We start from the raw sequence: 25,879 nt of genomic DNA, 5'->3' as shown, positions 1-25,879 counted from the left end.
TGTCTGGCGGCGATTCAGGGCATTGTTTCCTGTATGCCAGCCGGCTCGTAACCAGGTTCAGACGTACCTCCTATGGTCAAACTCATCGGCATCATCGTCGTGTTCGCCAGCGTGCTGGGCGGCTTCGTGCTGTCCGGCGGCAAGGTCGGCGCACTCCTCCACCCGTTCGAAGTGATGATCATCGGAGGCGCTGCGCTAGGCGGCTTTCTCCAGGCCAACCCCGGCAGCACCACGATGGTGGTGTTCAAGAAATCGCTGAAAATGTTCAGCACGCGTTTCACTCACGCCTATTACCTGGAAGTGCTCAGCGTACTCTATGCGGTTCTCAACAAGAGCCGTCGTGAAGGCATGATGGCCATCGAGGCCGACCTCGAAGATCCCGCTGCCAGTCCGCTTTTTAGCAAGTACCCCGGCTTTCTGCAGGATGAGCGTATGACCGCTTTCACCTGCGATTACCTTCGCATCATGTCCTCCGGCAACATGGCCCCCCACGAGCTTGAAGGCCTGTTCGACATGGAAATGACAGGACTGAAAGAAGAGCTCGATCACCCGGCTCATGCTGTGGCTCGCGTGGCTGATGGCTTGCCAGCGATGGGCATCGTCGCAGCGGTGCTCGGCATCGTGATCACCATGTCGATTCTCGCATCCGCTACCAACGCCGAGATTGGGGAGAAGGTGGCCACGGCGCTGGTGGGTACCTTTCTCGGGATTCTTGCTTCTTATGGCTTTTTCGGCCCGCTCGCATCGGCCTTGGAGCACGATGCCAAAGAAGAGCTGAACGTCTATGAGGCGATCAAGGCGACTCTGGTGGCTTCAGCCTCGGGCATGCCGCCGACCCTGGCCGTCGAATTCGGGCGTAAGGTCCTGTATCCGGCGCACCGGCCGAGCTTTGCCGAGCTCGAACAAGCGATGCGCGGCGCCTAAAGGTTCGCCATGGACAATACCCAACCGATCATCGTCAAGCGGATCAAGAAGGTCGCAGGTGGCCATCATGGCGGCGCCTGGAAGATCGCTTTTGCCGACTTTGCCACGGCGATGATGGCGTTCTTTCTCGTGATGTGGCTGCTGACCACGGCCACGCCGGAGCAGAAGCTGGCGATTTCCGGGTACTTTCAGGATCCCCTTGGCTTTACCGAGAGCGCCAGCCCTCACGTCATCGATCTGGGCGGCACACCTACACCCTCGCCGGATCGTACCCTTAACCAGGAGCTCGAGCCGGCCCAGATCGAGTTGCAGGTAGATCCCGGGCGGGCGGAAAATTTCGCCGAGCAGCTTGAGCGCGAACGCCTGGAGCTGGTGCTACAAGAGCTGCAGAACAAGGTCGACGAAAATCCGGAGCTACAGAAATTCAAGGATCAGATCCTTTTCGAGATTACCCAGGACGGTCTGCGGATTCAGATCATGGATGCGGCGAACCGGCCAATGTTTGCGCTCGGTAGTGCGCAACTGCAGCCCTATTTCGAAGACATCCTGCTGGCGTTGGTCGATACCATCGCTGCCATCCCGAACAAGATCAGCATCAGTGGCCACACTGACGCGAAGCCTTTTGCGGGGCGTGGCGATTTCGGCAACTGGGAGCTCTCTGCCGGCCGCGCCAATGCTGCCCGTCGAACGCTTGTGATCGGCGGATATCCGGAGGACCAGATTGCACGAGTGGTGGGTTACGCGTCGTCCGCACTGTTCGACCGCAAGGACCCCTACAACCCGGTCAATCGGCGCATCGACATTCTGGTGCTGACCAAAAAGGCTCAGCGTTCGATCGAAGGTGAACAGCCCGATGCGGGCGATACATCTGCGCCTCAGGCTGCAGCGCCTGCCACTGATGACCCGCTGCAGCCGCAAGCGCTACGCGAGCGGCTGAATATCTTCGAGGATGGTGTGTTGCAGCTCAGCCAACCCGACGCTCGCTGAGTGCCTATTCAGTAGTCCGGTTCTGCCAGGCTGCTGAGAATGTGTCGATAGCTGGCCATGCGCTGAGGTTGGACTCGCCCATCCTCCAGAGCCTTGAGCAGCGCACAGCCGGGTTCGCGATCATGCTTGCAGTCGCGGAAACGGCAGTGCCCGAGCAGATCCTGGAATTCTATGAAGCCCGCCTCCACATCGGCTCGGCTGACGTGGCCAAGGCCGAACTCGCGAATGCCGGGTGAGTCGATCAATTCGCCGCCGCCGGGAAAGTGGAACAGCCGCGCGGTGGTGGTGGTGTGAGTGCCCTTGCCAGTCATTTCCGAAAGCGCACCGACCCGCGTGTCGACGCCCGGCAATAGGCTGTTCACCAGCGAAGATTTACCCACACCTGACTGCCCGACGAAGACGCTGACGTGCCCGTCGAGCCGCGCCTTGAGCGTGTCCATGCCGCCGCCACCGTGCGCCGAGACTTCCAGCAGCGGGTAGTTCAGCTGTCGATAGACCTCCAGCAGGCGATTCAGCGCGGCTTCATTCTGGTCGTCGATCAGGTCGACCTTGTTCAATAGCAGCAACGGCGTGATGCCGGCGTGTTCGGCGGCAACCAGATAACGGTCGATCAGGTTGGCGTGGGGCTCTGGTAGCGGCGCAAAGACGATGACGATCAGGTCAACGTTCGCCGCAACGGGCTTGAGCTGGCCACGGGTGTCCGGTCGGCAGAGTTCCGAATGCCGCGGCAGTTGCGCGACGATGACGCCGATTCCCTGATTGCCGGGGCGCCAGACCACGCGATCACCAGTGACCAGGGCGGGCAGATTGGCGCGCAGGTGGCAGCGGAACACTTGGCCGCTCTGATCGCCCTCCAGCGCCTCGACCTCAACCTGCACCCCGAAATGCGCGATGACCAGTCCGGTTTGCTCCGGGCCGAGGTCGCCGCCTTCGAGCTCTTCGAGGGTGCGGCTCTCGCGACGCGCAACGCGCGCGGCGCGCTCTTCCTGGATTTTCTCGATGCGCCAGTTCTGCCGGCGGTTGAGTTGGCGTTTGGCCATGGATTCGGGCTGTCTCTGGGATTGGTGAGCGAGTCTAGCACGCTGCACCGTGGCGGCTTCGGCCTGCATGACGCCAAGTCGGGCGGTTAGACTGTGGCTCCCGTCGCCGATGATTGCCGGTCATGTCCGCCACCCTGTTCACTCGCCTACCCATACTGCGTGCGTTGCTGGCCCAGCTGTTGGCGCTGCTGTTGGTCTGGCTGCTGTTGCTCGGTCTGGTCGCGGTGCTGGATGTGCGCCCCAGTCTCATCCTTACGGCGGTCGCGCAGGGCAGCCTGGCTGCGCTGATCGGGGCGCGGCTCGGGCTGTCGGCCTGGTGGCTGGTGATCAACCTGATGTTCGTTCCGGGCCTTGTGTTGCTGCGCGATTTCGACGTGCCGGGTTGGTTGCCGTTGGGCGCTTTCATGTTGCTGTTGCTGTTGAACTGGAATGCGTTCACCGAGCGGGTGCCGCTCTACCTGACCGGCCGCGAAGCCGAGCGCGAGTTGCGCGAACGGCTGGCCATGCTACCGCGCGATTTCCGCTATATCGATCTGGGCAGCGGCTTGGCCGGTACGCTGTCGCGACTGGCGCGGGAGTTTCCGTCGGCGCAGTTTGTTGGCGTTGAAACCGCACCGCTGCCCTTTGTGCTGTCCTGGTTGCGTTGTTTGACGCGGCGTAACTGCCACATCCGTCTGATCAGCCTCTGGCGTGTCGACCTTGGCGAGTACGACGTCGTGTATTGCTTCCTCTCGCCAGCGCCTATGGCGGCGTTGTGGGAAAAAGCGCAAGCGGAAATGCGTTCTGGTGCACTGTTGATCAGCAATAGCTTTGAGGTGCCTGGGGTCGAACCGGCTGAAGTGCTGCACCTCGATGACTGGCGCGGCTCACGGCTACTGATCTGGTGCCCCGGTGGCGCGACACCTGACGGCGCCGGTACGAGCGGCTAAACTGCGCCGCACAGCCAAGGAGCCCGCCATGCAGAACCCGCAGAACCTGATTTGGATCGACCTGGAAATGACCGGTCTGGATCCGGACAACGACGTCATCATCGAAATGGCGACCATCGTCACCGATAGCCAGCTCAACGTGTTGGCCGAAGGGCCGGTGATCGCGGTCCACCAGAGCGATGAAACGCTGGCGCGCATGGATGATTGGAACACCCGCCAGCATGGCGGCTCGGGCCTGACCCAGCGCGTGCGTGAGAGCAGGATTTCCACCGCCGAGGCCGAGCAGGCGACGCTGGCCTTCCTCGAACAGTGGGTGCCTAAGGGCAAGTCGCCGATCTGTGGCAACAGCATCTGCCAGGACCGGCGGTTCCTCTACCGGCAGATGCCGAAGCTGGAAGCATACTTCCACTACCGCAACCTGGACGTATCGACGCTCAAGGAGCTGGCAGTACGCTGGGCGCCGCAGATTATGGATGGCTTCAAGAAAAGCGGCACGCATCTGGCGCTGGACGACATCCGCGATTCAATCGCCGAGCTGCGGCATTACCGCGAGCATTTCATCAAGGTCTGAAAGGCGGCGTGGGCGCCTGGAGGGTGTGAAACTACATCCACCCTGTGGTACTGCGATCAATAAGGCGCCTCTTGGCGAGGCGCCGACAGTCTACTTCCCCAATTTGCGCAGCTCGTCCGACTCGACGATGCGCACGCCGTCGCCTTCTTCCAGCGCCAGCCGCCACAGCGCGCGGGCCAGGGTGCAGGTTTCGATGCCGTGGTACTTGCCCGGCAGCAGCTGCGACAGAGGCGCCGCGATGCGTTCGCTCAACCGCGGCTCCAGGCGCGGGCCGATCAGCTGCGAGGGGCGGGCGATGGTCAGCTGCGGCCAGTCCTGCTGTTGCAGCGCTGCTTCCATTTCGCCTTTGACCTTGAGATAGAACACTGAGCTGTCCGGGTTCGCGCCCAGTGAGCTGATCACTAGCAGGTGACGTGCGCCCATTTCCTTTGCCCTGCGGGCAAACGCCACTACCAAGGCGTGATCGATGGCGCGGAAGGCTTCCTGGCTGCCGGCCTGCTTGAGGGTGCTGCCCAGGCAGCAGAAGGCCGTGTCGATCTCACCGCCCAGTGTTGGCAGTAGCGTCAGCAGCTCGCCGACCGGATTTTCCAGGCGTTGGTGGGCGGCCAGCGGTTTACGCGTTGGTGCCAGCACGCGTTCGACGGTAGGTTCGTTTAGCAGTCGATCGAGCAGGTGCTCGCCAGTGAGTCCGGTGGCGCCGGCAAGCAGAATGCGCTGTGGCGTCAAATACATGGTCTTGCTCCTGTGGCGATCATTGGGTGGCACGCCGCTGCTGCAGTTCCTGCCAGCGCTGGACAACCGTTTCCGGCGCCCAAATTTGCGGTTCCGATGCCTGATAGTCGTCGGCCTGCTCGCGTTCGGCAACCTTTGCTGCGGCCAGCGTGAAGGCCTGCACGATATCGTCGGTTTCCTGCAGTGCTTCGGCGAATAGCGCACGGCCAAAGTAGGTAAAGTCGCTCTGCTCCGAGCAACCGAAGGACACCCGATCGGCGCGGGCGGCGGTCATGATCAGAGTGTGCTCGTTCTTCAGTGGCTCGATGAAACCACCGGAATAGCACGCCGAGATCACCAGGATGACCTTGCGCTTTGCAAGGGGCGCGAGCACTTGTGCCAGATCCGCTGCCGGCAAATCTTCGAGCGAAATACGCGGCTGGTTCAGCACCAGCTCGTGGTCCGCCGAGCCGTGGCTGGTGAAATAGAGAAAGATCAGGTCTTCTTCACCGCTGCGTTCGGCCAGCGCGCGAATCGCTCGGGCCAGGTTCTCCCGGGTCGCCAGCGGGCGGTCGGTCAGATGGTCGCGGTGGTTGACCAGGCTTATCTGGCCATGGGCGGCGAAGCGCTCGGCGAGCAACTTCTGTACGTAATCGGTTTCGCGCATGAACACGTTCTGCCGGCCATCGCCCGCCACGGTCAGCGTATAAAGGTCCTGGGCAGAGCTGGAAGGCGGTAGCGCGCTGATCGCACGCTCAAGCAGGGCGCCTTGTTCCAGCAGTGCGAGCTCGAGCGGGTCCGGCAGGGCGCGTCCCTGCTCGTCGCGAACGCGCCGGTCGTTGCGCCATATACCGCGCAGCTCATGGCCATCCGCCGCGGTCAGTAGGCCATCACCGTCAAGGCGGCCCTGGCGGAAGCTGCCGGTGTAGGCGCTGCCATCAGACCGGTCGAGGCGGCCCCGGCCATGGTAGCGCCAGTTGTGGAACTGGCCACTGTAGCGGCTACCTTCGCTGGTGACGTGAGTGCCAGTGCCACTCAGTTCGCCGTGAACGAAGGTGCCGACCCAAGAGTTGCCCTCGCTGTCCTCGTAGCGGCCCTGGCCGTGAAACTGGTCGTTCTCGAACTGCCCGTTGTAGCGCTCGCCCTGGGTTGTCACGAAGCTGCCTTCGCCGTTCAGGCTGCCAGCGCTGAAATGCCCGCTGAGTTGACCATCGGCGTCGCTGCGGGTGCCGGGACCATCCGGCTGGCCTTTTTTGAATTGGCCTTGATGACTGAAACCGTCGGCGTATTTCAGGCTGCCCTGGCCGTGGTACAGATTGTTGCGAAACTCGCCCTCGTAGACTGTGCCGTCCTGGCTGAAGCGCCCGTGGCCATGCATGCGGCCGGCCTGGAATTCGCCCTCGTAGACGCCGCCCTCGACATAACTGAAACGGCCGAGGCCGTCGAACAAGCCGTGTTTGAATTCGCCCTCGTAGCGATCGCCTGCGGCGCTTTGCCAGGTGCCCAGGCCATGCCACTGGCCGTCCTTGAACTGCCCTAGGTAATAGCTGCCGTTCGGGTAGTCGATGCGGCCTCCGCCTTGTAGGCGTCCGTCGACGAGGGTGCCGCGATAGCGGCCGCCGTCCGGCAGTACAGCATCTGCGGGCGTGATGGGCTCGCCTTCACCGCAGGCGGTAAGCAGGCCGATCAAGAGAAAAGGAACGAGGCGCAGCATGCGGGCTTCCGCTCAGGCAGGAAGCCCGCAGTATGCCGCAAACCGAGCGGGTCGCGGCAATGCTGCTGTGCCTGTCAGAGGATGCACAGGGCGAGGGTTTCGGCAATATAGGCCGGTTTTTCCGAGCCTTCGATTTCCATCACCGCGCGCGCCTTGAGCAGCCATTGCCCTGGATTCTTCTCGTAAGCATCAATCAGCGTCAGGCCCAGACGCACCCGCGAGCCAACCCGCACTGGCTGGATGAAGCGCAGGCTGTCCAGCCCATAGTTGACGCCCATCCGCGTGCCTTCCGGCACGACCATAAGGTCGCCAGACAACATCGGCAGCAACGACAGCGACAGGAAACCATGGGCGATGGTGCCACCGAACGGTGTTTGCGCGGCTTTTTCGGCATCGATGTGGATGAACTGGTGATCGCCGGTGCAGTCGGCGAACTGGTTGACGCGCTGCTGATCGACGGTCAGCCACTCGGAGTGGCCCAGTTCCTTGCCGATGTAATCCTTGAGCTGTGCGACGGGTATCTGTGGCATGTGTCCTCCTGATTGTTCTTGTATGGCTGCAGCGATGTGCAGTCTGACTAGAGAGGGGCAGTGCCGGGCCCGAAACGGCCGGCTGGCTCTGCGTCATTTACAGCTCTAGATCAGCACGGGCAGGCGTCGCGGCAAACCAGCATCGGCACCGCGAATGGCCCGTCATAGCGCAGCGCGGGCGCCTGCCGGCGTTGCCCTTTATACTGTCGCAATTTTGCGGGAGGCTCCCATGCTGCTCAGAGGCCTGACCTGGCTGGTTGCATTCCAGTTGCTCGGCACCGTCCTCAATGTGCTGTTCCTGCCCATGCTGCCTGGGCCGATCATCGGCATGGTGTTGCTGTTTGCCGGGCTGTTGGCGCGCGGCCGGGCCAGCGAGTCGCTGCAATTGGCGGCGAGCAGTCTGTTGCGCTATCTGCCGCTTTTGCTGGTGCCGCCGGCGGTGGGGGTAATGGCCTATACCGAGGCGATTCTCGACGATTTCTGGGCCATCGTCGGCGTGCTGGTGATCTCGCTGCTGATCTCGCTGGTCTTTACAGGCTGGCTGATGCAGGCGCTCATCCGGCGCAAGCAGCACCGGCAGGAGGGCGCATGATGGAATTGCACTGGTATGCAGCCTGGCAGGCGCTGATCCACCATCCGCTGTTTGGCGTAGGCATCACCCTGGCGGTCTTTCAGTTGGCCTATGCCGCATACGAGAAAACCCGCTGGGTGTTCCTGCAGCCGGTACTGGTGTCGATGACGCTTATCGTCGGCATCCTGCTGCTGTGTGGGATCGACTATGACGAATACCGCATCAGCGCGCAGTGGCTAACCATCCTCCTGGGCCCGGCTACCGTCGCTCTGGCCGTGCCGCTGTATCTGAACCTGCGGCGGATTCGTGAGTTGTTCGGACCGATCGTGATCACCTTGCTGATTGCCGGCATGTTTGCCACGGCTTTGGGGATGGCGCTGGCCTGGTTGTTCGGTGCCGAGCGGATGATCCTTATGACGCTGGCGCCGAAGTCGGTCACTTCACCTATTGCGATGCTAGTGGCCGAGCAGATTGGCGGCGTGGTGGCCCTGGCAGCAGTGTTCGTGATGATCACCGGCGTACTCGGTGCGATCCTCGGTCCGGAACTGTTGCGCCGGTTTGGCGTTCAGCATCCTGCGGCCCGTGGCATTGCGCTCGGGCTGACCGCCCACGCCGTGGGTACCGCGCAGGCGCTTCAGGAAAGCGAAGAGTGCGGTGCGTTCGCGGCCCTGGCCATGAGCCTGATGGGGGTAATGACTGCGGTGCTGTTGCCGTTGGTGGTTGCCTTGCTGTTGTGATGGAGTCCCCATGAGATTGCCGTTGTTCCCGCTGGATACCGTGTTGTTCCCCGGTTGTTTTCTCGACCTGCAGGTCTTCGAGGCACGCTATCTCGATATGGTCAGCCAGTGCCTCAAGGCCGGGCATGGCTTTGGCGTGGTGCATATTCTGGATGGCAAGGAGGTTGGCGCAGCACCGGCGGCGTTCTCTCATATCGGTTGCGAAGCGCTGATTCGCGACTGGCAACAGCTGCCCAACGGCCTGTTGGGTATCCGGGTCGAAGGCGGGCGGCGCTTCGATGTGCAATCGTACGAAGTGCTGCGTGACCAGCTGGCCGTCGCCCAAGTCACCTGGCGCAGCGAAGCCGACAGCCAGCCATTGGCCGAGCAGCACGCCGACCTCGTCGTACTGCTCGCCGCGCTGGGTCAGCATCCGATGGTGAAAACCCTTGGGCTGGGCGGTGCCGTGAGCGATCAGGCCGCTCTGGCCAGTCAGCTGGCCTACCTGCTGCCGTTCGAAGCTGAGCAGAAGATCGAATTGCTTGGGTTGGACGAGCCGGCGTTGCAGCTCGAGCAGATTCAAAGCCTGCTCGAGCAATTGCAGGACGGGGCGTAGATCGATTGCGTTGCCGGCGCTACGACTGATCCGTGGGCGCTACTGATACCGATACATCTGCATCGCCGTCGGCAAGGCCCAGACGCTGAATGCGCCGAGCAGGCCCAGGCAGGCTGGCAGTATCAGCCACCACACCTTCGGCGCCATCGCGCTCAGTGGCGTGCGCCATTGCACCAGGGTCAGGCTGGCTGCGCAGATGCTCGCGGCCAGCAGCGCGCCGGCTGTGACATCGCTGGTCCAGTGCACCCCCAGATAGACCCGCGAGAGTGCAATCGCTGTCGCTGGCAGGCTGGCAAGAACCAGCCAGGCTAGGCGCAGGCGCGGTGGTTGGCCGCGACCGGCGAGCACGCCTAGGGTGAGGAAGAAGGCAAATGCCGCCGAACTGTGCCCGCTGGGGAAGCTGTAGCTGCTCAGCGGTTCCATCAGCACCTCCGGGCGAACGCGAGCGAAGGTCGCCTTAAGCGCGCCGTTGGCCAGGGCCGTACCCAGCAGCGTGAGGACGGCGAACATCGCAGTGCGCCATTGCCGCAATGCCAGGAGCAATACGCACAGCAACACTGCGGCCCATAGCTGGGTGTGGAAATCGCCAGCGCGCGTGATGACCACCATGACGCGGTCGAACGTGGCGCTGCGCTCGCCCTGAATCACCGCGAGCAACCCCTCGTCTAGCTCTTTCAGATGCGGCCAACCGAAAAACAGGCCGAGCAGGATCGCGACGCTGAGCCCGGCCGATAGCGCGCTCACCCAGCGATGTTGCCGCAGACTGCCGAATGCCGTTGCCGCAATCAGCGTCAACAGGGCACCGACCACGATTGCCGCTTCGCTCCAGAAACCCTCTTCCAATGGCAGACGCATGGCGGCGCCGGCGCTCCAGCCTGGCAGCAGATAGGCCATCGACCAGCCCGCTGCGGCGCATAGGCTGACCAGGAGGAAACGTCCGAAAGGCATATCGAGCATGCCGGCAGTCATCGGCAGCATGGGGCGCAATGGGCCGATGAATCGACCTACCAGCAGGCTTGCGACGCCATAGCGTTGGAAATAATGCTCAGCGCGCAAAAGCCATTCAGGATGATCGCGCAGGCCACGCAGGCTGCGAATGCCCTGGTGATAGCGTCGCCCGAGTGCATAGGACAGCAAATCGCCGATCAAGCCGCCGATAAAACCCAGCAGCAGCGTTTCACCGAGGGTCAGCACGCCGCTGCCCGCGAGCACGGCGATAGCGAAGATGAGTACGGTGCCCGGGATGATCAGGCCGACCACCGCCAGACACTCCATGCAGGCAACGATCAAGAGTGCCAGGCCAAGCCATTGTGGGTGAGTGGCCAGCCATTGAGTGAGGGTGTCGAGCCATTGGCTCATGCGAAATTCCTTGAAACGGGACCGCCTTTCGACCTGACGAAAGGCTCATGGGTTTCCCTGGGCGATGATACTTCGCGCAGCAGCGCGGCACGCGGGCGCCGTATGGCCTTGGAAAGTACCGCTATATTCACCTCCCATTCACCGGGCGCCGCTGTGCGTGAACGCCCGGCGTGGCTATAATCAGCCGCTTTCCCTTCAGTCAGGCCAGCTAGATCCATGACCGAGTCCGTACTCGATTACATGACCCGCCTGGGCCGCGCGGCGCGCGAAGCCTCGCGAGTGCTTGCGCGCGCCAGTACGGCGCAGAAGAATCGTGCCCTGCAAGCAGCTGCCACTGCGCTCGACGCCGCTCGCGACGAGCTGGTGGCGGCCAATGAGTTGGACCTCGCCGGTGGCCGTGCTAACGGGCTGGACGCGGCGATGCTTGATCGGTTGGCGCTGACGCCCAAGGTGATCGACGGCATGATCGAAGGTCTGCGCCAGGTCGCCACGCTGCCGGATCCGATCGGCGAGATTCGAGACATGCGTTACATGCCTTCCGGCATTCAGGTCGGCAAGATGCGTGTGCCGCTTGGCGTAGTCGGGATCATCTACGAGTCGCGTCCCAATGTGACCATCGATGCCGCCAGTCTGTGCCTGAAGTCGGGCAATGCGACCATCCTGCGTGGTGGTTCCGAGGCGATACATTCCAATCAGGCGATTGCACGGTGCATCCAGCTCGGCTTGGCTGAAGCTGGACTGCCAGCAGCGGCGGTGCAGGTCGTGGAAACCACGGACCGTGCCGCGGTCGGCGCGCTGATCAGCATGCCCGAGTTCGTCGATGTGATCGTGCCGCGCGGCGGCAAGGGGCTGATCGAACGCATCAGTCGCGACGCCCGCGTGCCGGTGATCAAGCACCTGGATGGCATCTGTCATGTATACGTCGACGTGGCGGCAGATATGGGCAAAGCCATCCGCGTCGCCGACAACGCCAAGACCCAGCGCTTCGCGCCGTGCAACACCATGGAAACGTTGCTGGTTCACCAGGGCGCTGCCGAACAGGTTCTGCCGCCGCTGGCCGCCATCTATCGCGAGAAAAGCGTCGAGCTGCGCGGCTGCGAGCGCACTCGCGCACTGCTTGGCGGCGATGTGCTCGCGGCCAGCGAAGAAGACTGGTCCACCGAGTACAACGCGCCGATCCTGTCGATTCGCATCGTCGACTCGCTGGATGCAGCCATCGAACACATCAATCGCTACGGCTCGCAGCACACCGACGCGATTGTCACCGAGAACTTCACCGATGCACGGCGCTTTCTCACCGAAGTGGATTCCGCTTCGGTGATGGTCAATGCCTCGACACGCTTCGCCGATGGTTTCGAGTACGGACTGGGGGCGGAGATCGGCATCTCTACCGATAAACTCCACGCCCGCGGCCCGGTCGGTCTGGAAGGGCTGACCAGTGAGAAGTACGTGGTTTTCGGCGACGGCCACGTCCGCACCTGATGAGCCATGGCAGCGGCGCCCGGCGCATCGGTATTCTCGGCGGTACTTTCGATCCGGTACATATCGGCCACCTGCGCGGCGCGCTGGAAGTCGTCGAAATGTTCGGCCTCGATGAGTTGCGGCTGATACCCAATGCAAGGCCGCCGCACCGTGACACCCCTAATTGCTCGGCGCAGGATCGCCTGGCGATGGTCCGCCTGGCGGTGCAGGATCTGCCGCCGCTGTGTGTGGACGCTCGCGAGCTGGAGCGGGAAAAGCCGTCCTATACCATCGATACGCTGATTTCCCTGCGCGCCGAGGTTGGCCAGGACGACCAGTTGTTGTTGGTGGTGGGTTGGGATGCCTTCTGCGGGCTGCCGACCTGGCATCGCTGGGAAGAGCTGCTCGATTACTGCCATATCCTGGTTCTGCAGCGGCCAGACGCCGGTAGCGAGGCGCCGCAGGAGCTGCGTGATTTGCTCGCCGCGCGCAGTGTGCCCGACCCTCAGGTGCTTTGCGGCGGCTGCGGGCAGATTGCCTTCGTTTGGCAGACACCATTGGAAGTGTCGGCCACACAGATTCGCCAATTGCTGGCCAGCGGCAAGTCGGTCCGATTTTTGGTTCCCGATGCTGTACTGGCTTATATCAACGCGCACGGACTGTACCGGGCGTCGAACTGAGGTTGTTTTCACGTTATGCAAATTGAAACTTTGGTCCAGCTGGCTGTAACCGCCCTGGAAGATCTGAAAGGCCAGGACATCACCACCATTGATGTTCGCGGCAAGACCAGTGTCACCGATTACATGATCATCGCCAGTGGCAGTTCCAGCCGCCACGTCAAATCGCTGGTGGAGAACGTGCTGGAGAAGGTCAAGGAGCAGGGTGTTCGCCCGCTGGGCAGTGAGGGCCTCGAAGGTGGCGAATGGGCACTGCTCGATCTGGGCGATGTGGTTGTCCACGTGATGCAGGTGCCGACCCGCCAGTTCTACGATCTGGAACGCCTCTGGCAAGGCGCCGAGCAAAGCCGCGCGCAGCACGCTAACGACCCGGAATAAGCGTGCGTATCAAGCTGGTTGCGGTCGGCTCGAAGATGCCGCGCTGGGTCGAGGATGGCTGGCAGGAATACGCTAAACGCCTGCCTTCCGAGCTGCCGCTGGAGCTGCACGAGATACCGCTCAATACCCGCGGCAAAAATGCCGATGTTGCCCGGTTGATTCGCCAGGAAGGCGAGGCGATGCTGGGCAAGGTGCAGGCGGGAGAACGGATCGTCACGCTCGAGGTGCACGGCAAGCCATGGAGCACCGAGCAGCTGGCAGCGGAAATTGAGCGCTGGCGGCTAGACGCGCGTAACGTCAATCTCATGGTCGGTGGTCCGGAAGGCCTCGCACCTGAGGTTTGCGCGCGTAGCGAGCAGCGCTGGTCGCTGTCGCCGCTGACGCTGCCCCATCCGCTGGTGCGTATCCTGATCGGCGAGCAGATTTACCGCGCCTGGACGCTACTGTCCGGTCACCCTTATCACAAGTAGTCCGCGAACCCCCTCAAATGCCGCAACCGATTCAGCTCAAGGACCATGAGAAGGACGCCCTGCTAGTACGTCGGCGCGTCATCGTGGGCCTTGCTTTTGTATTGGCGCTGATCGGCGTGCTGGTGGCGCGGATGTATTACCTGCAAGTGGTGCAGTTCGAGCATCACTCGACTCTGTCAGAGAACAATCGCGTCCACGTACAGCCCATTCCGCCTAATCGCGGGCTGATCTTTGATCGTCAGGGCCGCGTCATTGCCGACAATCGCCCGAGCTTTAGCCTGACAGTGACGCGCGAGCGCGCCGGTGATTGGAGGGTTGTGCTCGATTCTGTGGTCGAGTTGCTGGAACTGGGCGAGGAAGAACGCGGGCTTTTCGAGAAGCGTGTGCTGCAGGGCCGCCGGCCATTCGAGCCGGTGCCGATCATGTATGAGCTGTCTGAAGAGCAGATTGCGCGCGTTGCGGTGAACCAGTTCCGCTTGCCCGGCGTCGAGGTGGCGGCGCAGCTGGTTCGGCACTATCCGCAGGGTGCGCACTTCGCCCACTCGGTGGGTTATGTCGGACGGATCAACGAGCAGGAAATCAAGCAACTCGATCCGGTCAACTACAGCGGTACGCACCACATCGGCAAGACAGGCATCGAAAAGTTTTACGAGGATGAGCTGCACGGGCAGGTCGGCTACGAGGAAGTCGAAACCAACGCCCGTGGCCGCGTGCTACGCGTGCTCAAGCGGACCGATCCGATACCGGGTAAGGACATCACCCTGTCGCTCGACCTGGATTTGCAGGAAGCCGCCGAGGACGCCCTGGGTGGGCGTCGCGGGGCGATCGTCGCGCTGCTGCCGGACACCGGTGAGGTGGTGGCGATGGTTAGTCAGCCAAGCTTCAACCCCAATCTGTTCGTCACCGGCATCAGCTTCAAGGCCTACGGCGAGCTGCGCGATTCCATTGATCGTCCGTTGTACAACCGCGTGCTGCGGGGGCTCTATCCGCCAGGGTCGACGATCAAGCCAATGATGGCTGTGGCGGGGCTCGATGCGGGGGTGATCACCCCGACCAGCCGAGTTTTCGACCCGGGCTTTTTTCAGCTGCCGAACGTGAAGCACAAGTACCGCAATTGGAATCGCAGCGGTGACGGCTGGGTGGATCTGGATCTCGCCATCGCCCGCTCCAACGACACCTATTTCTACGATATGGCCCACAAAATGGGGGTCGATCGTATGCACGATTACATGACCCGATTCGGTCTCGGGCAGCGCGTTTCGTTGGACATGCATGAGGAAACCGCTGGCCTGATGCCGTCGCGCGACTGGAAACGTGCGCGTTACCGCCAGCCTTGGTATCCCGGAGAGACCGTCATTCTCGGTATTGGCCAGGGCTACATGCAGGCAACTCCATTGCAGCTGGCTCAGGCCACCGCCTTGATGGCGACTCGCGGCAAGTGGATTCGTCCGCACCTGGCGCGCAGCATTGGTGGCAGGGTGCCCGTCGATCCGGACCCGGTTCCGGACATTCAGCTGCGTGATCCGCGCTTCTGGGATTATGCAAACCACGGCATGGAACAGGTGCTTCACGGCGCCCGTGGCACCGCAAGGAAGGTCGGCGACAGCTCGGTTTATCGTATTGCCGGTAAAAGCGGCACTGCCCAGGTGGTTGCCATCCGCCAAGGGGAGAAGTACGACAGTGCGAAGCTGGCTGAGCGGCATCGAGACCATGCGCTATTCGTTGCGTTTGCACCGGTCCATGATCCGAAGATCGCGGTGGCGGTGATGGTCGAGAACGGCGAATCCGGTTCCGGTGTCGCTGCCCCCGTAGCCAAGCTCGTCATGGATGCCTGGCTGTTGGATGAAGAAGGCAAGCTGAAGGCGGAATTCGCGGCGCCGCTGACTGCCGAGGGTAAAACGCCATGAGCGGTAATTTCGACCGTACCCTATCGCGCGAAGACGTACTCCGGCGCCGTGCCAGCCTGTTGCAGCGCTTGCATATTGATGGCCTCTTACTCGTCCTTTTGCTGGTACTGGCCGCTGGTAGCTTGTTCATTCTTTACTCGGCCAGCGGCAAAAGCTGGGATATGGTCATCAAGCAAGCGACGTCGTTCGGCATTGGCCTGGGCGTAATGCTGGTGATTGCACAGTTCGAGCCTCGTTTCATGGCTCGCTGGGTTCCGTTGGGATACCTGGCCGTGGTGGGGCTGCTGCTGGCGGTCGAGTTCGTTGGCTACACGGCAATGGGTGCGACGCGCTGGATCAATATTCCCGGGGTGATCCGTTTTCAGCCATCCGAGTTCATGAAAATCATCATGCCGATGACCATTGCCTGGTATCTGTCATCGCGTAGCCTGCCTCCGAGTATCAAGCACACTGCTATCAGCCTGGCGATGATCCTCATCCCCTTTGTGCTTATTCTCAAACAGCCCGATCTTGGCACGTCGTTGCTGATTCTGGCCTCTGGGGCCTTCGTGCTGTTCATCGGTGGGCTGCGCTGGCGCTGGATCATAGGCGCAGTGGCTGCGCTCGTGCCCGTCGCCGTGGCCATGTGGTACTTCGTCTTGCGCGATTATCAGAAGCAGCGTGTGCTGACGTTTCTCGACCCAGAAAGCGATCCGCTGGGTACAGGCTGGAACATCATTCAGTCGAAAGCGGCGATTGGCTCGGGCGGCGTATTCGGAAAGGGTTGGCTTGCTGGGACCCAGTCCCATCTGGATTTTTTGCCGGAAAGCCATACTGACTTTATCATCGCCGTTCTCGCCGAAGAGTTCGGCCTGGTTGGCGTCTGTCTGCTCCTGGTGGTGTACATCCTGTTGATTACTCGAGGGTTGGTGATCACAGCGCAGGCGCAAACGTTGTTCGGAAAGCTGCTGGCCGGTGCGTTGACAATGACCTTCTTTGTTTACGTTTTCGTCAATATCGGTATGGTCAGTGGTCTGCTGCCGGTTGTGGGGGTACCTTTGCCCTTCATAAGCTATGGCGGAACTTCATTGGTGACCCTGCTGTCAGGGTTCGGGGTTTTGATGTCGATCCACACCCATCGCAAGTGGATCGCGCAGGTTTGACGAGAGTGAATTTTTTGATTTCATTACGGCGTGGCTGGATCGCACGGATGCTTGGGAGCGTGAGCTTGACTGGCGCCTTGCTCGGGAGTCTGCCGCTGCAGGCGGCGGATTACACCGGGCCCAATGTGGAAGAGTTCATCGCGGAAATGACCCGCGACTACGGGTTCGTCGGCGACCAGCTGCGCGATCTGTTCGAGCAGGCCGAGCGCAAGCAGGCGATTCTTGATGCCATTTCCCGGCCAGCTGAGCGGGTCAAGCCGTGGAAGGAATACCGGCCAATATTCCTTACCGATTCGCGGGTCGCGCAGGGTGTCGATTTCTGGCGGGAGAACGAAGCAGCCCTGTCTCGTGCTGAAGCTGAGTACGGTGTGCCGCCGGAAATCATCGTCGCGATCATCGGCGTCGAAACCTTCTACGGCCGCAACACCGGTAGCCATCGAGTGATCGACGCGCTGTCGACACTCGGGTTCGATTATCCCCCACGTCAGCCGTTTTTCCGCCAGCAGCTCAAGGAATTCCTCCTATTGACTCGTGAGGAGCAGGTCGACCCGCTGACACTCAAAGGCTCGTATGCTGGTGCCATGGGCTTGCCTCAGTTCATGCCGAGCAGCTTCCGCGCCTATGCGGTGGACTTTGATGGCGATGGCCGCATCGATATCTGGAATAACCCGACCGATGCGATCGGCAGTGCCGCGAGCTATTTCAAGCAACATGGTTGGGCTGCCGGCGAGCCCGTTGTAGCGCGCGCGAAAGTGTCCGGCGATCGCCATGAAGAAGGCCTGACCGTCGGTCTGGAGTCGCAGAAAAAGGCAGGCGAGATGCGCAGCCTGGGCTGGCAGTTCGACAAGTCTGTGGCTGACGACACAGCGATTACTGCCTTTCGCCTGGAAGGCGCAGAGGGTGACGAGTATTGGCTGGGCTTGCCGAACTTCTACGTTATCACTCGTTATAACCGTAGCGTGATGTATGCCATGGCCGTGCATCAGCTGTCGCAGATGTTGGCTGAAGCGCGAGGCGACCAATGAGTGCTCTCTGGACCAAGCTGGTCGCGCTAAGCGTTACTGGCGTACTGCTGGCAAGCTGCTCGTCGACACCCGCACCCAAGCCCAGCAGCACACCGAGCAAAAGTACCGGTATCAGTGGGCCGGGCGATTACTCCCGGCCACACAAGGACGGCGCGCCTTGGTGGGACGTGGACGTCTCGCAAATTCCGGACGCCGTTCCGATGCCTCACTACGGGGCTTACAAAGCCAACCCGTACACCGTGCTGGGTAAAACCTACTTCCCTATCAGTGATGGTCATCGTTACACGGCTACCGGTACGGCGTCCTGGTATGGCACCAAGTTCCACGGTCAGCCCACCGCCAATGGCGAGAAGTACGACCTTTACGGCATGAGCGCGGCGCACAAGACGCTGCCGTTGCCCACCTATGTCAAGGTCACCAACCTGGATAACGGGCGCACCGTGACACTTCGGGTCAACGATCGCGGCCCGTTCTATTCCGATCGGATCATTGATCTATCCTTCGCCGCTGCGAAAAAGCTCGGTTTCGCCGAAAGCGGTACGGCGCGGGTCAAGGTCGAAGGCATCGATCCTACACAGTGGTGGGCGCAGCAGGGCAGGCCGGTGCCGAGCATGATGGCGCAGCCGCAGATGGCCGCAGCAAAACCGGTCAGCAATATCGCGCAGCCCATCGAGCAGTACACGCCGCCGCCTCAACAGCACGCCGCTGCGACGGTGCCGCTGGAAATCGACGCAAAAAAAAACGCTTCGCCCGCAGCCTCTGGCCTGTTTCTCCAAGTTGGCGCCTTCGCCAATCCAGATGCGGCTCAGCTACTCAAGGACAAGCTGAGCGGGGTGGTGTCTGCTCCGGTGTTCATCAGCTCGGTAGTACACAACCAGCAGACGCTGCACCGGGTACGAATGGGTCCCATCGAAACGCCGGATGAGGCGATGCAGCTCGAAGAGAGCGTCCGCCTGGCCAACCTTGGGCAGCCACGGCGGGTTGCTGCCGACTGAGCGTTGTCATTCTTTGCCTTTTGTTTTACCTGACTAACTTGAGATTCGGATGAAAATCACCAGCCTCGTGCAACGCATCATAGTCCTGACGCTGCTAACGGTCGCGCCGACCGTCTGGGCAGCGCAGATCGTACCGTCCGCCCCGCAACTGGCTGCCAAGTCCTACATGCTGATGGACGCTGCCAGCGGGGAAGTGCTGGTAGAGCACAACGGTGACGAACGCCTGCCGCCAGCCAGCCTGACCAAGCTGATGACCGCCTATATCGCTACCCTGGAAATCCAGAAAGGCCAGATCAGCGACAACGACATGGTCACGGTGAGCGAGAAGGCATGGCGCACCGGTGGCTCGCGGATGTTCATCCAGGTCAACACCCAGGTCTCGGTAGACGATCTGTTGCACGGCATCATCATTCAGTCGGGCAACGACGCTAGCGTCGCGATGGCCGAACATATCGCTGGCAGCGAAGAAGCCTTCGCCGACCTGATGAACAGCACCGCCCAGCGCCTGGGCATGACCAATAGCCATTTCGTCAATGCCACTGGCTTGCCGGATCCGGATCATTACTCCTCGGCTAATGACATGGCCAAGCTGGCACGCGCGATCATTTACGAAGATCCAGCGCACTACGCCATTTATGCGCAGAAAGAGTTCTTCTGGAACAACATCAAACAACCGAACCGCAACCTGCTGCTGTGGCGCGACAAGACCGTCGACGGGTTGAAGACCGGGCATACCGAAGAGGCCGGCTTTTGTCTGGTGGCCTCTGCCGTGCGTGACAACATGCGGCTGATTTCCGCCGTCTTTGGCACCGACAGCGAGCAAGCCCGCGCGGCGGAGACCCAGAAGTTGCTGACTTATGGCTTCCGGTTCTTCGAAACGCGCACGTTCTACCAAAAAGGCGCCGAGCTGGCCCAGGCTCAGGTCTGGAAAGGCCAGCAGGACAAGCTCAAGGCCGGCCTGGCGCAAGATCTGACTATGACGTTGCCGCGTGGCCAAGTGGAGAAGCTGGAAGCGGTTATGAGTTTCAACAGCACGCTCACGGCACCGATCCAGCAGGGTGATGTGATCGGCAAGGTGGACGTCAAGCTGGCCGACAAGGTGATCCGCAGTACCGATCTGGTGGCGCTGGAAACCATCGAAGAGGGTGGGCTGTTCCGCCGTTTTTGGGATAGCATTCGCCTGTTCTTCTTCAGCCTGTTCAACTGACCACGCTCGAGTGCGCCCCGGCTGACCCCGCCGCGGCGCACGTGCGGATCACGAGTCCGTTACCCATGACCGATAATCAAGACGATATATCTGCACCCAAGATCGACTTTCCCTGCGAGCGCTACCCTATCAAGGTGATCGGCGATGCTGGCGAGGGTTTTCGTGAAGTGGTGATCGACGTCATTCAGCGCCATGCGCCAGATTTCGACGAGACCACTGTCGTCACCCGTGACAGCCGCAACGGGCGCTTTCTTTCACTGCAGGTGCTTATCACCGCTACAGGCGTCGAGCAGCTGCAGGCCATTCATGTCGATCTGCGGGCCACCGGCCGTGTTCACATGGTGCTGTGATGACCCACGAAGTGGGTATACGTGAACTCGGTCTGATCGACTATCGGTCTGCCTGGCAGGCCATGCAGCATTTCACCAACACCCGCGATGCCTGTAGCGAAGACGAGATCTGGCTGCTGCAGCATCCTCCTGTATTTACCCAGGGGCAGGCCGGCAAAGCCGAGCATTTGCTGTTTCCAGGTCAAATACCGGTGGTGCAGGTGGATCGCGGCGGGCAGGTGACCTACCACGGGCCTGGTCAGTTGGTGGGTTATCTACTGCTCGATGTGCGTCGGCTCGGTATCGGCGTACGGGAGTTGGTCAGTCGCATCGAATGGAGTCTGATCGAGCTGCTCGCCGGCTACGGTGTCGAGGCAACAGCTAAAGCTGATGCGCCAGGGGTTTACGTAAATGGCGCAAAGATCGCATCCCTGGGCCTGCGCATACGCAACGGCCGGTCCTTCCACGGCCTGGCGCTGAACGTGGATATGGATCTAGAACCTTTCCGGCGCATCAACCCCTGCGGTTATGCAGGGCTGCCCATGACCCAATTGCGTGACCTGATCGGGCCGATCGACATCTCTGAAGTGGCCGATCGGCTGCGTGATCATCTGGTTCAGCAGCTCGGATACGCGCAACAGAAGACCCTCGCGGGCGGAATCGAAGCATATGAGTAGTGTAGAAACGGCAGGCAAGCGCCCAGCCAAGGTTGAGGCTGGCGTCAAACTGCGCGGTGCCGAGAAGGTTGCGCGGATTCCGGTGAAGATCATTCCTACCGATGAGCTACCGAAGAAGCCGGACTGGATTCGCGTGCGTATTCCGGTTTCCCCCGAGGTCGACCAGATCAAGCAGACGTTACGCAAGCACAAGCTGCACAGCGTGTGTGAGGAAGCCTCCTGTCCCAATCTGGGTGAGTGCTTCTCCAGTGGCACTGCCACCTTCATGATCATGGGTGACATCTGTACGCGCCGCTGCCCATTCTGTGACGTCGGCCATGGCCGTCCGAACGCGCTGGACCCGGACGAGCCAAAGAACCTGGCTCAGGCCATCGCCGACATGCGGCTGAAGTACGTGGTGATCACCTCGGTGGACCGTGATGACCTGCGTGATGGCGGCGCTCAGCATTTCGCCGACTGCCTGCGCGAGATCCGCAAGCTGTCGCCGTCGATTCAGCTGGAAACGCTGGTGCCCGATTACCGCGGCCGCATGGATATCGCGCTGGACATTACTGCCAACGAGCCGCCAGATGTGTTCAACCACAATCTGGAAACCGTACCGCGGCTTTACAAGTCGTCGCGTCCGGGCTCGGATTTCGAGTGGTCGCTGGATCTGCTGGAGAAATTCAAACAGCGCGTGCCGGGAGTGCCGACCAAGTCCGGTCTGATGCTCGGCCTCGGCGAGACCGACGAGGAAGTGATTGAAGTCATGCATCGCATGCGTGAGCACGACATCGACATGCTCACCCTAGGTCAGTACCTGCAGCCATCGCGCAACCACCTGCCAGTACAGCGCTTCGTCCATCCCGATACTTTTGCCTGGTTTGCCGAAGAGGGCATGAAGATGGGCTTCAAAAACATCGCCTCCGGCCCGTTGGTTCGTTCCTCGTATCACGCTGATCAGCAGGCGCATGGAGCCAAGCAAGACTAAGTCCCTGCTTGGCTGAACAAAGCTAAAAGAAACCGCGTACTGCATTGATTGCGTACGCGGTTTTTTTGTCAGCACTAAAAGACAAAGTAAGCGAGACGTCGGACAGCGATTGATGTGAAACCATTGGCAAGAAAATTGCGGCATTACGCCGCATTAGACTTTGGTCTATAGTGGCCCTCGTTTACACCACGAGGCCAACCGAGGGCCACTGCAGATGAACGAACCCCATTTAAAGGACTTGCTTGACGATCTGGATGGCGCAAAGGTCGAGTGCGACGCAATGAGCCGTCTCGTAGTGACGCGGCTGGCCAAGCAGCGCATTCCATACCGAGCGATGTTGGGGCAGGTCGAACTGGACGGCAAAGTGGTGTCGCCGCATTTCTGGGTCGAGGCTGATGGGTGCGTCATTGATTACCGCGCACGCCAGCGACTGGGCGGCGATCAGCGGGTCCCCCACGGCGTCGTGCCGCGTGAGGCAGTGAAGGCCCACTATCAAGGGCAGCAGGTGGTTATCGACCCGCTACCGGATTACCTCTACGAGGTAGCCATCAAGCACTGAAGCCTTTCAGGCATCGTTAGCGCTGACTAGAACATAAAAGCCCCGGCAGAACCTATGCCGGGGCTTTTTTGTGTCGCCACTACCTTTCGGTCAAGGCTGAGCGCGCAGACGACCGAGGAGCTCTTGGGTTGGATGCCCGTCAGCCGGCCAGCCAAGCCGCTGCTGAAAGCCACGAATGGCTTTACGGGTATTTGCGCCAATTATGCCGTCCGGTGTGCCCGGGTCGAAGCCCTGGGCAACTAGGCGCTCCTGCAACTCCAGTCGCTCCGAGCGGCTGAGTGGCTGTTCGCCCCGTGGCCAGCTGCCTTCTACCTGGCCCTTGCCCTGGAGGTTCTCAGCCAGCAGGCCGATGGCCAGTGCGTAGGCGGAGGAGTTGTTGTAGCGCAGGATGGCGCGGAAGTTGTCCATGACCAGGAACGCCGGGCCGCGGTGGCCGGCAGGCAGCAACAGGCTGGCGTTGGCTTCGTCCTGGCCGCTGGGCAGACCGCGCAGGCCCAGGCGCCGCCACTCAGCGAGAGGCTTGCGTATTTCGGCGTCGGCCAGGGCGTAGTCGAATTCTTTGGGTAGCTGTACCTCGACCCCCCAGGGTTGTCCCTGTTTCCAGCCGGACGCCTGCAGGTAATGCGCCGCAGAGGCGAGGGCGTCCGCTGAACTGTTCCAGATATCGCGTTTTCCATCGCCGTCGAAATCCACAGCGTGGGTGTTGTAGGTGGTTGGGATAAATTGCGTCTGGCCCATGGCGCCGGCCCAGGAGCCGCGCATGCGCTGAGGTGCGACGTCGCCATGCTGGAGGATTTCCAGAGCGGCGATCAGTTGGCTCTTGGCGAATGCCGGGCGGCGGCCTTCGTGGGCGAGGGTGGCCAGCGAACGAATGACCGACTTGTCGCCCATGATCTGGCCGAAACTGCTTTCCAGGCCCCAGACGGCGACCAGTGTTTCTCGATCGACGCCGTAGCGGGCCTCGATCTTGTCCAGTGTGGCGGCATGTTCGTTAAGCAGGCGTTGGCCGCTACGCACGCGCTGGGGTGAGATGGCCCCTTCCAGGTACTGCCATACAGGCCGGGTGAACTCGGGCTGGCTACGATCGGCCTCGATTACTGCGGGGTCGGGCTGTATTCCAGCGAACGCGCGGTCGAAGGTCTCGGCGCGAATGCCTGCTGCGAGTGCTTCAACGCGAAATTCATCGCGCCATTGGCTGAAGCTGAGATGGGGGGCTTGCGAACGGATGTCGACGTTTGTGCTGTCGCTACGTTGGCTGACAGGAGGAGTGGCATTACTGACCAGTGCGGACTGCGCAAGGGGTTCGGCTGCACAGGCGACTACCAGGCTCATTGCCGAGGCAGCGACCAGGGTACGTAGCAGCAGAACGGGAACGAAGGTGTGATACATGCACCACTCTCGAAACGTGTCGTCGGCCGCAGACATTATCACGCTTTCGGAGGTATTGGGTTTTCAGGCCGCCAGAAGGACCGAAGCCTCCCAGTTGGTGGACTGGGAGGCTTCGCGGCGGTAGCTGCCTTTGCCTTTCTTTGGCGTTTCCTGGCGGAGGCGGAACAGCGGTTGCGCGACCAGGTGTTTGGCCTTGTTCGGCCGTTTCTTGCGTGTGCTCATTCGATTGCCCTCGTGGATGGCCCGCTTTCGGGCGAGAGAATCATAGGCCTTGTACGAAAAATGTCCAGTGCAGCAAGGGTGCTGCCGGCCAGCGTCAGCACGTTAGCCGCCGATACGTCGGCCGCTCAACTGTAGACAGATGTTGGCCAGTCCAATCCAGGGATCTCCGGCGGCTTGGCCCTTGATCTGCTCATCAATGCGCTGCGCATCCATCAGCAACTGGCTCCAGCCGTTGGCGCTGTGCCGCTGCAGTGCTTTGGAAACGATTGGTCGGCGCTTGTCCCACACTGGCGGGCGGGCCTGGGCAAAGGCTCGGTCGAGGGGGATGCCCTGGCTGTACTGCTGGGCAATATTGGCCAGCAGGCGCAGCTCGCGGGCCAGCGCCCAGAGGATCACCGGTGCCTCCACACCTTCGCCGCGCAGGCCGTCCAACATATGCAGGGCGTGCGCGGCCTGCCCGTGCAGGGTGGCGTCGATCAGGCCGAAGACGTCGTAACGGGCGCTGTCGGCAACTGCGGCCTGAACGGTCTCTGCGGTCACTTGGCCGGCTTCGGCTAGCAACTTGAGCTTTTCGATTTCCTGGGCGGCAGCCAGCAGATTGCCTTCGACTCGGGCGGCGATCAGCTCGACGGCTTCCTGATCGGCGGACAAACCCGCCTGGGCGAGGCGCTGGCGAATCCATTGCGGCAACTGCGCGGCGTCTACCGGCCAGATCTGCAGGAACTGCACGTCCTTGCCTTCGATCAGCGCCTTTGCCCACTTGGTCTTCTGGGTGCTGCCGTCGAGCTTGGGCAGACTGATCAGTAGTACGGTGTCCTCGGCGGGCCGGGCGAGATACTCGATCAGCGCGGCTGCACCCTTGTCGCCGGGTTTACCGTTAGGTATGCGCAACTCAAGCAGACGCTTCTCGGCGAACAGCGAAAGGCTGGCTCCCGCTTCAATAAGCAGGCCCCAGTCGAACCCAGTTTCGACGTGGAAGACCTGGCGCTCGCTGAACCCCTGCGCACGGGTCGCTGCGCGAATCGCGTCGCAAGCCTCCTGGCACAGCAGGTGCTCATCGCCAGACACCACATAGGCGGGCGCCAGCGGGCCTTGCAGGTGTTTACCTAGCTGAGCGGGGGAAAGTTTCATAGGCGCGAAGACGGGGGCCTTACGGCCCCCGAGTCTGTCACTGGATAGGCAGCTGGATAGGCGACTGACGAGGCTGCGCGTCCTGCGCGCGGCGGGCGGCCTCCATCGCGTCGGCTTCGGCGCGTGCCTTGGCTTCGGCTTCCTGCTGCAGACGGTCGAGCTGGGACGGCGTAATGCGCTGGATGCGTAGGGCTAGCTGCTGGAGCATTTCGCGGCGCATTTCCTGGCGCAGCTGGTCGCCCTCTTGGGACGATCCGATCAGGTTGTTGCTGTCATGCACGTAGACCTTCTGCACTTCGATGCTGTCTTCGAGCAGCAACGTGTTCTGTGGGCCGCGGAATTCATAGTCGAGCGTGCTGGTCAGCTCATACTCCGCGCTGCGTGCCGAGCTGGTGTAGCTGGCAGTGCGCTGGCGAGTCTGCTCGCGGGCGAGGTTCAGGCTGTACTTGGCGCCTGGGTAAACCCGCACACCATTGCTCTGCAGGAGGTCTTCGAGCTGCTGCACCGTTTCGCCGTAGCTGTTGCGGGCCTGGAGATCGAGCTCCTTGAGACCGAATTCCACATCACCGGTACCGCGCAGCTGGAAGCCGCAGGCGCTCAGTAGCAGGGTCAGGCCCAGCACGACCACATTGCGTTTGTTCATATTGTTATCCCCTTGCAGGCCCGGCGCTG

29 protein-coding genes are annotated in these 25,879 nt (G+C 61.5%); 20 read left to right on the top strand and 9 right to left on the bottom strand.

Annotated features, from left to right (window positions below; genetic code table 11):
- Positions 1-72 precede the first annotated feature (72 nt).
- Both motA and motB read left to right on the top strand, forming a co-directional pair.
- Positions 73-924 (top strand): flagellar motor stator protein MotA, encoded by an 852-nt coding sequence (gene motA, locus AAEZ08_RS03710; protein WP_003285182.1) that lies wholly within the window; start codon positions 73-75, stop codon positions 922-924.
- A 9-nt stretch (positions 925-933) separates the two neighbouring features.
- On the top strand, positions 934-1,911 hold the full coding sequence (motB, locus tag AAEZ08_RS03705; RefSeq protein WP_058065011.1) for a flagellar motor protein MotB: 978 nt from the start codon (positions 934-936) through the stop codon (positions 1,909-1,911).
- Between the two features lie 8 nt (positions 1,912-1,919).
- Here motB and rsgA read toward each other — a convergent pair whose 3' ends face one another.
- Positions 1,920-2,951 carry a small ribosomal subunit biogenesis GTPase RsgA gene (gene rsgA, locus AAEZ08_RS03700; protein ID WP_003285179.1) on the bottom strand — a complete coding sequence of 344 codons (1,032 nt, stop codon included), beginning with the start codon at positions 2,949-2,951 and terminating at the stop codon, positions 1,920-1,922.
- Between the two features lie 122 nt (positions 2,952-3,073).
- Between rsgA and AAEZ08_RS03695 the strand changes: the two genes are divergently transcribed.
- Together AAEZ08_RS03695 and orn are read left to right on the top strand one after the other, a co-directional pair.
- Positions 3,074-3,880 (top strand): class I SAM-dependent methyltransferase, encoded by an 807-nt coding sequence (locus tag AAEZ08_RS03695; protein ID WP_058065012.1) that lies wholly within the window; start codon positions 3,074-3,076, stop codon positions 3,878-3,880.
- A 28-nt stretch (positions 3,881-3,908) separates the two neighbouring features.
- A complete protein-coding gene (gene orn, locus AAEZ08_RS03690; RefSeq protein WP_181065865.1) occupies positions 3,909-4,451 on the top strand; it encodes an oligoribonuclease in 543 nt (180 codons plus the stop codon).
- 90 nt (positions 4,452-4,541) lie between these two features.
- Here the strand turns inward: orn and AAEZ08_RS03685 are convergent, their stop codons facing one another.
- The 3 genes from AAEZ08_RS03685 to AAEZ08_RS03675 form a co-directional block, all read right to left on the bottom strand.
- Positions 4,542-5,183, bottom strand: a complete 642-nt coding sequence (locus AAEZ08_RS03685; protein ID WP_500123728.1) for an oxidoreductase — start codon at positions 5,181-5,183, stop codon at positions 4,542-4,544.
- A 19-nt stretch (positions 5,184-5,202) separates the two neighbouring features.
- Positions 5,203-6,876, bottom strand: a complete 1,674-nt coding sequence (locus AAEZ08_RS03680) for a C13 family peptidase (RefSeq protein ID WP_003285174.1) — start codon at positions 6,874-6,876, stop codon at positions 5,203-5,205.
- Positions 6,877-6,950: 74 nt separating this feature from the next.
- A complete protein-coding gene (locus AAEZ08_RS03675; RefSeq protein WP_500123727.1) occupies positions 6,951-7,406 on the bottom strand; it encodes a MaoC family dehydratase in 456 nt (151 codons plus the stop codon).
- A 229-nt stretch (positions 7,407-7,635) separates the two neighbouring features.
- On the opposite strand from AAEZ08_RS03675, the gene AAEZ08_RS03670 reads away from it, so the two are divergent.
- Genes AAEZ08_RS03670 through AAEZ08_RS03660 form a run of 3 tightly spaced genes read left to right on the top strand, consistent with a single transcriptional unit; the run spans position 7,636 to position 9,309 of the window.
- Complete coding sequence (locus AAEZ08_RS03670; protein ID WP_003285172.1) at positions 7,636-7,998, top strand: CidA/LrgA family protein; 363 nt, start codon at positions 7,636-7,638, stop codon at positions 7,996-7,998.
- A 5-nt stretch (positions 7,999-8,003) separates the two neighbouring features.
- Positions 8,004-8,714 carry an LrgB family protein gene (locus AAEZ08_RS03665; RefSeq protein WP_179486382.1) on the top strand — a complete coding sequence of 237 codons (711 nt, stop codon included), beginning with the start codon at positions 8,004-8,006 and terminating at the stop codon, positions 8,712-8,714.
- Between the two features lie 10 nt (positions 8,715-8,724).
- Complete coding sequence (locus tag AAEZ08_RS03660) at positions 8,725-9,309, top strand: LON peptidase substrate-binding domain-containing protein (RefSeq protein WP_500123726.1); 585 nt, start codon at positions 8,725-8,727, stop codon at positions 9,307-9,309.
- Between the two features lie 39 nt (positions 9,310-9,348).
- Here AAEZ08_RS03660 and AAEZ08_RS03655 read toward each other — a convergent pair whose 3' ends face one another.
- Complete coding sequence (locus AAEZ08_RS03655) at positions 9,349-10,668, bottom strand: bifunctional DedA family/phosphatase PAP2 family protein (RefSeq protein ID WP_500123725.1); 1,320 nt, start codon at positions 10,666-10,668, stop codon at positions 9,349-9,351.
- 216 nt (positions 10,669-10,884) lie between these two features.
- On the opposite strand from AAEZ08_RS03655, the gene AAEZ08_RS03650 reads away from it, so the two are divergent.
- The 13 genes from AAEZ08_RS03650 to AAEZ08_RS03590 all read left to right on the top strand — a co-directional run bounded on the left by AAEZ08_RS03650 (position 10,885) and on the right by AAEZ08_RS03590 (position 22,465).
- A complete protein-coding gene (locus AAEZ08_RS03650) occupies positions 10,885-12,150 on the top strand; it encodes a glutamate-5-semialdehyde dehydrogenase (protein ID WP_500123724.1) in 1,266 nt (421 codons plus the stop codon).
- Entirely contained in the window at positions 12,150-12,809 is a 660-nt protein-coding gene (nadD, locus tag AAEZ08_RS03645) for a nicotinate-nucleotide adenylyltransferase (RefSeq protein WP_003285166.1), read from the top strand. Before AAEZ08_RS03650 ends, nadD begins: the two co-directional genes overlap by 1 nt.
- A gap of 15 nt (positions 12,810-12,824) precedes the next feature.
- The gene (gene rsfS / locus AAEZ08_RS03640) at positions 12,825-13,184 is read left to right on the top strand and encodes a ribosome silencing factor (RefSeq protein ID WP_003285165.1); all 360 of its coding nucleotides are present in this window, start codon (positions 12,825-12,827) and stop codon (positions 13,182-13,184) included.
- Positions 13,185-13,186: 2 nt separating this feature from the next.
- Positions 13,187-13,654, top strand: a complete 468-nt coding sequence (rlmH, locus tag AAEZ08_RS03635; protein WP_482694485.1) for a 23S rRNA (pseudouridine(1915)-N(3))-methyltransferase RlmH — start codon at positions 13,187-13,189, stop codon at positions 13,652-13,654.
- Between the two features lie 17 nt (positions 13,655-13,671).
- Positions 13,672-15,561, top strand: coding sequence for a penicillin-binding protein 2 (gene mrdA, locus AAEZ08_RS03630; RefSeq protein ID WP_500123723.1), 1,890 nt, complete (start codon positions 13,672-13,674; stop codon positions 15,559-15,561).
- The gene (gene rodA, locus AAEZ08_RS03625; RefSeq protein WP_003285160.1) at positions 15,558-16,703 is read left to right on the top strand and encodes a rod shape-determining protein RodA; all 1,146 of its coding nucleotides are present in this window, start codon (positions 15,558-15,560) and stop codon (positions 16,701-16,703) included. The genes mrdA and rodA overlap by 4 nt, the downstream gene beginning before the upstream one ends.
- A gap of 47 nt (positions 16,704-16,750) precedes the next feature.
- Positions 16,751-17,728, top strand: coding sequence for a lytic murein transglycosylase B (gene mltB, locus AAEZ08_RS03620; RefSeq protein WP_003285159.1), 978 nt, complete (start codon positions 16,751-16,753; stop codon positions 17,726-17,728).
- Positions 17,725-18,723: a septal ring lytic transglycosylase RlpA family protein gene (locus AAEZ08_RS03615; RefSeq protein WP_003285158.1), complete on the top strand. Its 999-nt coding sequence runs from the start codon at positions 17,725-17,727 to the stop codon at positions 18,721-18,723. The genes mltB and AAEZ08_RS03615 overlap by 4 nt, the downstream gene beginning before the upstream one ends.
- Positions 18,724-18,772: 49 nt before the next feature.
- Positions 18,773-19,930: a D-alanyl-D-alanine carboxypeptidase family protein gene (locus AAEZ08_RS03610; protein WP_003285157.1), complete on the top strand. Its 1,158-nt coding sequence runs from the start codon at positions 18,773-18,775 to the stop codon at positions 19,928-19,930.
- Positions 19,931-19,995: 65 nt separating this feature from the next.
- Entirely contained in the window at positions 19,996-20,280 is a 285-nt protein-coding gene (locus tag AAEZ08_RS03605; RefSeq protein WP_003285156.1) for a DUF493 domain-containing protein, read from the top strand.
- Entirely contained in the window at positions 20,280-20,936 is a 657-nt protein-coding gene (gene lipB, locus AAEZ08_RS03600) for a lipoyl(octanoyl) transferase LipB (protein WP_058065021.1), read from the top strand. The genes AAEZ08_RS03605 and lipB overlap by 1 nt, the downstream gene beginning before the upstream one ends.
- Complete coding sequence (gene lipA / locus AAEZ08_RS03595) at positions 20,929-21,906, top strand: lipoyl synthase (RefSeq protein ID WP_003285154.1); 978 nt, start codon at positions 20,929-20,931, stop codon at positions 21,904-21,906. Before lipB ends, lipA begins: the two co-directional genes overlap by 8 nt.
- A 214-nt stretch (positions 21,907-22,120) precedes the next feature.
- A complete protein-coding gene (locus tag AAEZ08_RS03590) occupies positions 22,121-22,465 on the top strand; it encodes a hypothetical protein (RefSeq protein WP_003285152.1) in 345 nt (114 codons plus the stop codon).
- Positions 22,466-22,555: 90 nt separating this feature from the next.
- On the opposite strand, the gene AAEZ08_RS03585 is transcribed toward AAEZ08_RS03590, so the two are convergent.
- From AAEZ08_RS03585 to AAEZ08_RS03570, 4 genes are all read right to left on the bottom strand, one after another.
- The gene (locus tag AAEZ08_RS03585) at positions 22,556-23,854 is read right to left on the bottom strand and encodes a lytic murein transglycosylase (RefSeq protein ID WP_003285151.1); all 1,299 of its coding nucleotides are present in this window, start codon (positions 23,852-23,854) and stop codon (positions 22,556-22,558) included.
- A gap of 63 nt (positions 23,855-23,917) precedes the next feature.
- Positions 23,918-24,076 (bottom strand): alternative ribosome rescue factor ArfA, encoded by a 159-nt coding sequence (gene arfA / locus AAEZ08_RS03580; protein ID WP_003285150.1) that lies wholly within the window; start codon positions 24,074-24,076, stop codon positions 23,918-23,920.
- Positions 24,077-24,178: 102 nt separating this feature from the next.
- Positions 24,179-25,207 carry a DNA polymerase III subunit delta gene (gene holA / locus AAEZ08_RS03575; protein ID WP_058065023.1) on the bottom strand — a complete coding sequence of 343 codons (1,029 nt, stop codon included), beginning with the start codon at positions 25,205-25,207 and terminating at the stop codon, positions 24,179-24,181.
- A 37-nt stretch (positions 25,208-25,244) separates the two neighbouring features.
- A complete protein-coding gene (locus AAEZ08_RS03570; RefSeq protein WP_058065024.1) occupies positions 25,245-25,850 on the bottom strand; it encodes an LPS-assembly lipoprotein LptE in 606 nt (201 codons plus the stop codon).
- Between the last annotated feature and the right edge of the window lie 29 nt (positions 25,851-25,879).

Origin of the sequence: Pseudomonas sp. E45-MNA-CIBAN-0222 (assembly GCF_040310405.1) — a bacterium.
In the GTDB taxonomy this organism is placed as follows: Bacteria; Pseudomonadota; Gammaproteobacteria; order Pseudomonadales; family Pseudomonadaceae; genus Stutzerimonas; species Stutzerimonas stutzeri_AC.
The sequence above is the reverse complement of the archived record's forward strand: the minus strand, read 5'-3'. Positions and strand labels throughout refer to the sequence as shown.

What these genes read in the sequence shown, in the direction of transcription:
- AAEZ08_RS03685 (WP_500123728.1), bottom strand. Translation starts at nt 5,183, where the DNA reads ATGTATTTGACGCCACAGCGCATTCTGCTTGCCGGCGCCACCGGACTC.
- mltB (WP_003285159.1), top strand. Translation starts at nt 16,751, where the DNA reads ATGCTTGGGAGCGTGAGCTTGACTGGCGCCTTGCTCGGGAGTCTGCCG.
- AAEZ08_RS03590 (WP_003285152.1), top strand. Translation starts at nt 22,121, where the DNA reads ATGAACGAACCCCATTTAAAGGACTTGCTTGACGATCTGGATGGCGCA.
- rsfS (WP_003285165.1), top strand. Translation starts at nt 12,825, where the DNA reads ATGCAAATTGAAACTTTGGTCCAGCTGGCTGTAACCGCCCTGGAAGAT.
- mrdA (WP_500123723.1), top strand. Translation starts at nt 13,672, where the DNA reads ATGCCGCAACCGATTCAGCTCAAGGACCATGAGAAGGACGCCCTGCTA.
- rsgA (WP_003285179.1), bottom strand. Translation starts at nt 2,951, where the DNA reads ATGGCCAAACGCCAACTCAACCGCCGGCAGAACTGGCGCATCGAGAAA.
- AAEZ08_RS03615 (WP_003285158.1), top strand. Translation starts at nt 17,725, where the DNA reads ATGAGTGCTCTCTGGACCAAGCTGGTCGCGCTAAGCGTTACTGGCGTA.
- arfA (WP_003285150.1), bottom strand. Translation starts at nt 24,076, where the DNA reads ATGAGCACACGCAAGAAACGGCCGAACAAGGCCAAACACCTGGTCGCG.
- holA (WP_058065023.1), bottom strand. Translation starts at nt 25,207, where the DNA reads ATGAAACTTTCCCCCGCTCAGCTAGGTAAACACCTGCAAGGCCCGCTG.
- lipB (WP_058065021.1), top strand. Translation starts at nt 20,280, where the DNA reads ATGACCCACGAAGTGGGTATACGTGAACTCGGTCTGATCGACTATCGG.
- AAEZ08_RS03655 (WP_500123725.1), bottom strand. Translation starts at nt 10,668, where the DNA reads ATGAGCCAATGGCTCGACACCCTCACTCAATGGCTGGCCACTCACCCA.
- orn (WP_181065865.1), top strand. Translation starts at nt 3,909, where the DNA reads ATGCAGAACCCGCAGAACCTGATTTGGATCGACCTGGAAATGACCGGT.
- rodA (WP_003285160.1), top strand. Translation starts at nt 15,558, where the DNA reads ATGAGCGGTAATTTCGACCGTACCCTATCGCGCGAAGACGTACTCCGG.
- AAEZ08_RS03680 (WP_003285174.1), bottom strand. Translation starts at nt 6,876, where the DNA reads ATGCTGCGCCTCGTTCCTTTTCTCTTGATCGGCCTGCTTACCGCCTGC.
- AAEZ08_RS03660 (WP_500123726.1), top strand. Translation starts at nt 8,725, where the DNA reads ATGAGATTGCCGTTGTTCCCGCTGGATACCGTGTTGTTCCCCGGTTGT.
- motA (WP_003285182.1), top strand. Translation starts at nt 73, where the DNA reads ATGGTCAAACTCATCGGCATCATCGTCGTGTTCGCCAGCGTGCTGGGC.
- motB (WP_058065011.1), top strand. Translation starts at nt 934, where the DNA reads ATGGACAATACCCAACCGATCATCGTCAAGCGGATCAAGAAGGTCGCA.
- lipA (WP_003285154.1), top strand. Translation starts at nt 20,929, where the DNA reads ATGAGTAGTGTAGAAACGGCAGGCAAGCGCCCAGCCAAGGTTGAGGCT.
- AAEZ08_RS03605 (WP_003285156.1), top strand. Translation starts at nt 19,996, where the DNA reads ATGACCGATAATCAAGACGATATATCTGCACCCAAGATCGACTTTCCC.
- AAEZ08_RS03610 (WP_003285157.1), top strand. Translation starts at nt 18,773, where the DNA reads ATGAAAATCACCAGCCTCGTGCAACGCATCATAGTCCTGACGCTGCTA.
- AAEZ08_RS03695 (WP_058065012.1), top strand. Translation starts at nt 3,074, where the DNA reads ATGTCCGCCACCCTGTTCACTCGCCTACCCATACTGCGTGCGTTGCTG.
- AAEZ08_RS03570 (WP_058065024.1), bottom strand. Translation starts at nt 25,850, where the DNA reads ATGAACAAACGCAATGTGGTCGTGCTGGGCCTGACCCTGCTACTGAGC.
- nadD (WP_003285166.1), top strand. Translation starts at nt 12,150, where the DNA reads ATGAGCCATGGCAGCGGCGCCCGGCGCATCGGTATTCTCGGCGGTACT.
- AAEZ08_RS03675 (WP_500123727.1), bottom strand. Translation starts at nt 7,406, where the DNA reads ATGCCACAGATACCCGTCGCACAGCTCAAGGATTACATCGGCAAGGAA.
- AAEZ08_RS03670 (WP_003285172.1), top strand. Translation starts at nt 7,636, where the DNA reads ATGCTGCTCAGAGGCCTGACCTGGCTGGTTGCATTCCAGTTGCTCGGC.
- AAEZ08_RS03650 (WP_500123724.1), top strand. Translation starts at nt 10,885, where the DNA reads ATGACCGAGTCCGTACTCGATTACATGACCCGCCTGGGCCGCGCGGCG.
- AAEZ08_RS03585 (WP_003285151.1), bottom strand. Translation starts at nt 23,854, where the DNA reads ATGTATCACACCTTCGTTCCCGTTCTGCTGCTACGTACCCTGGTCGCT.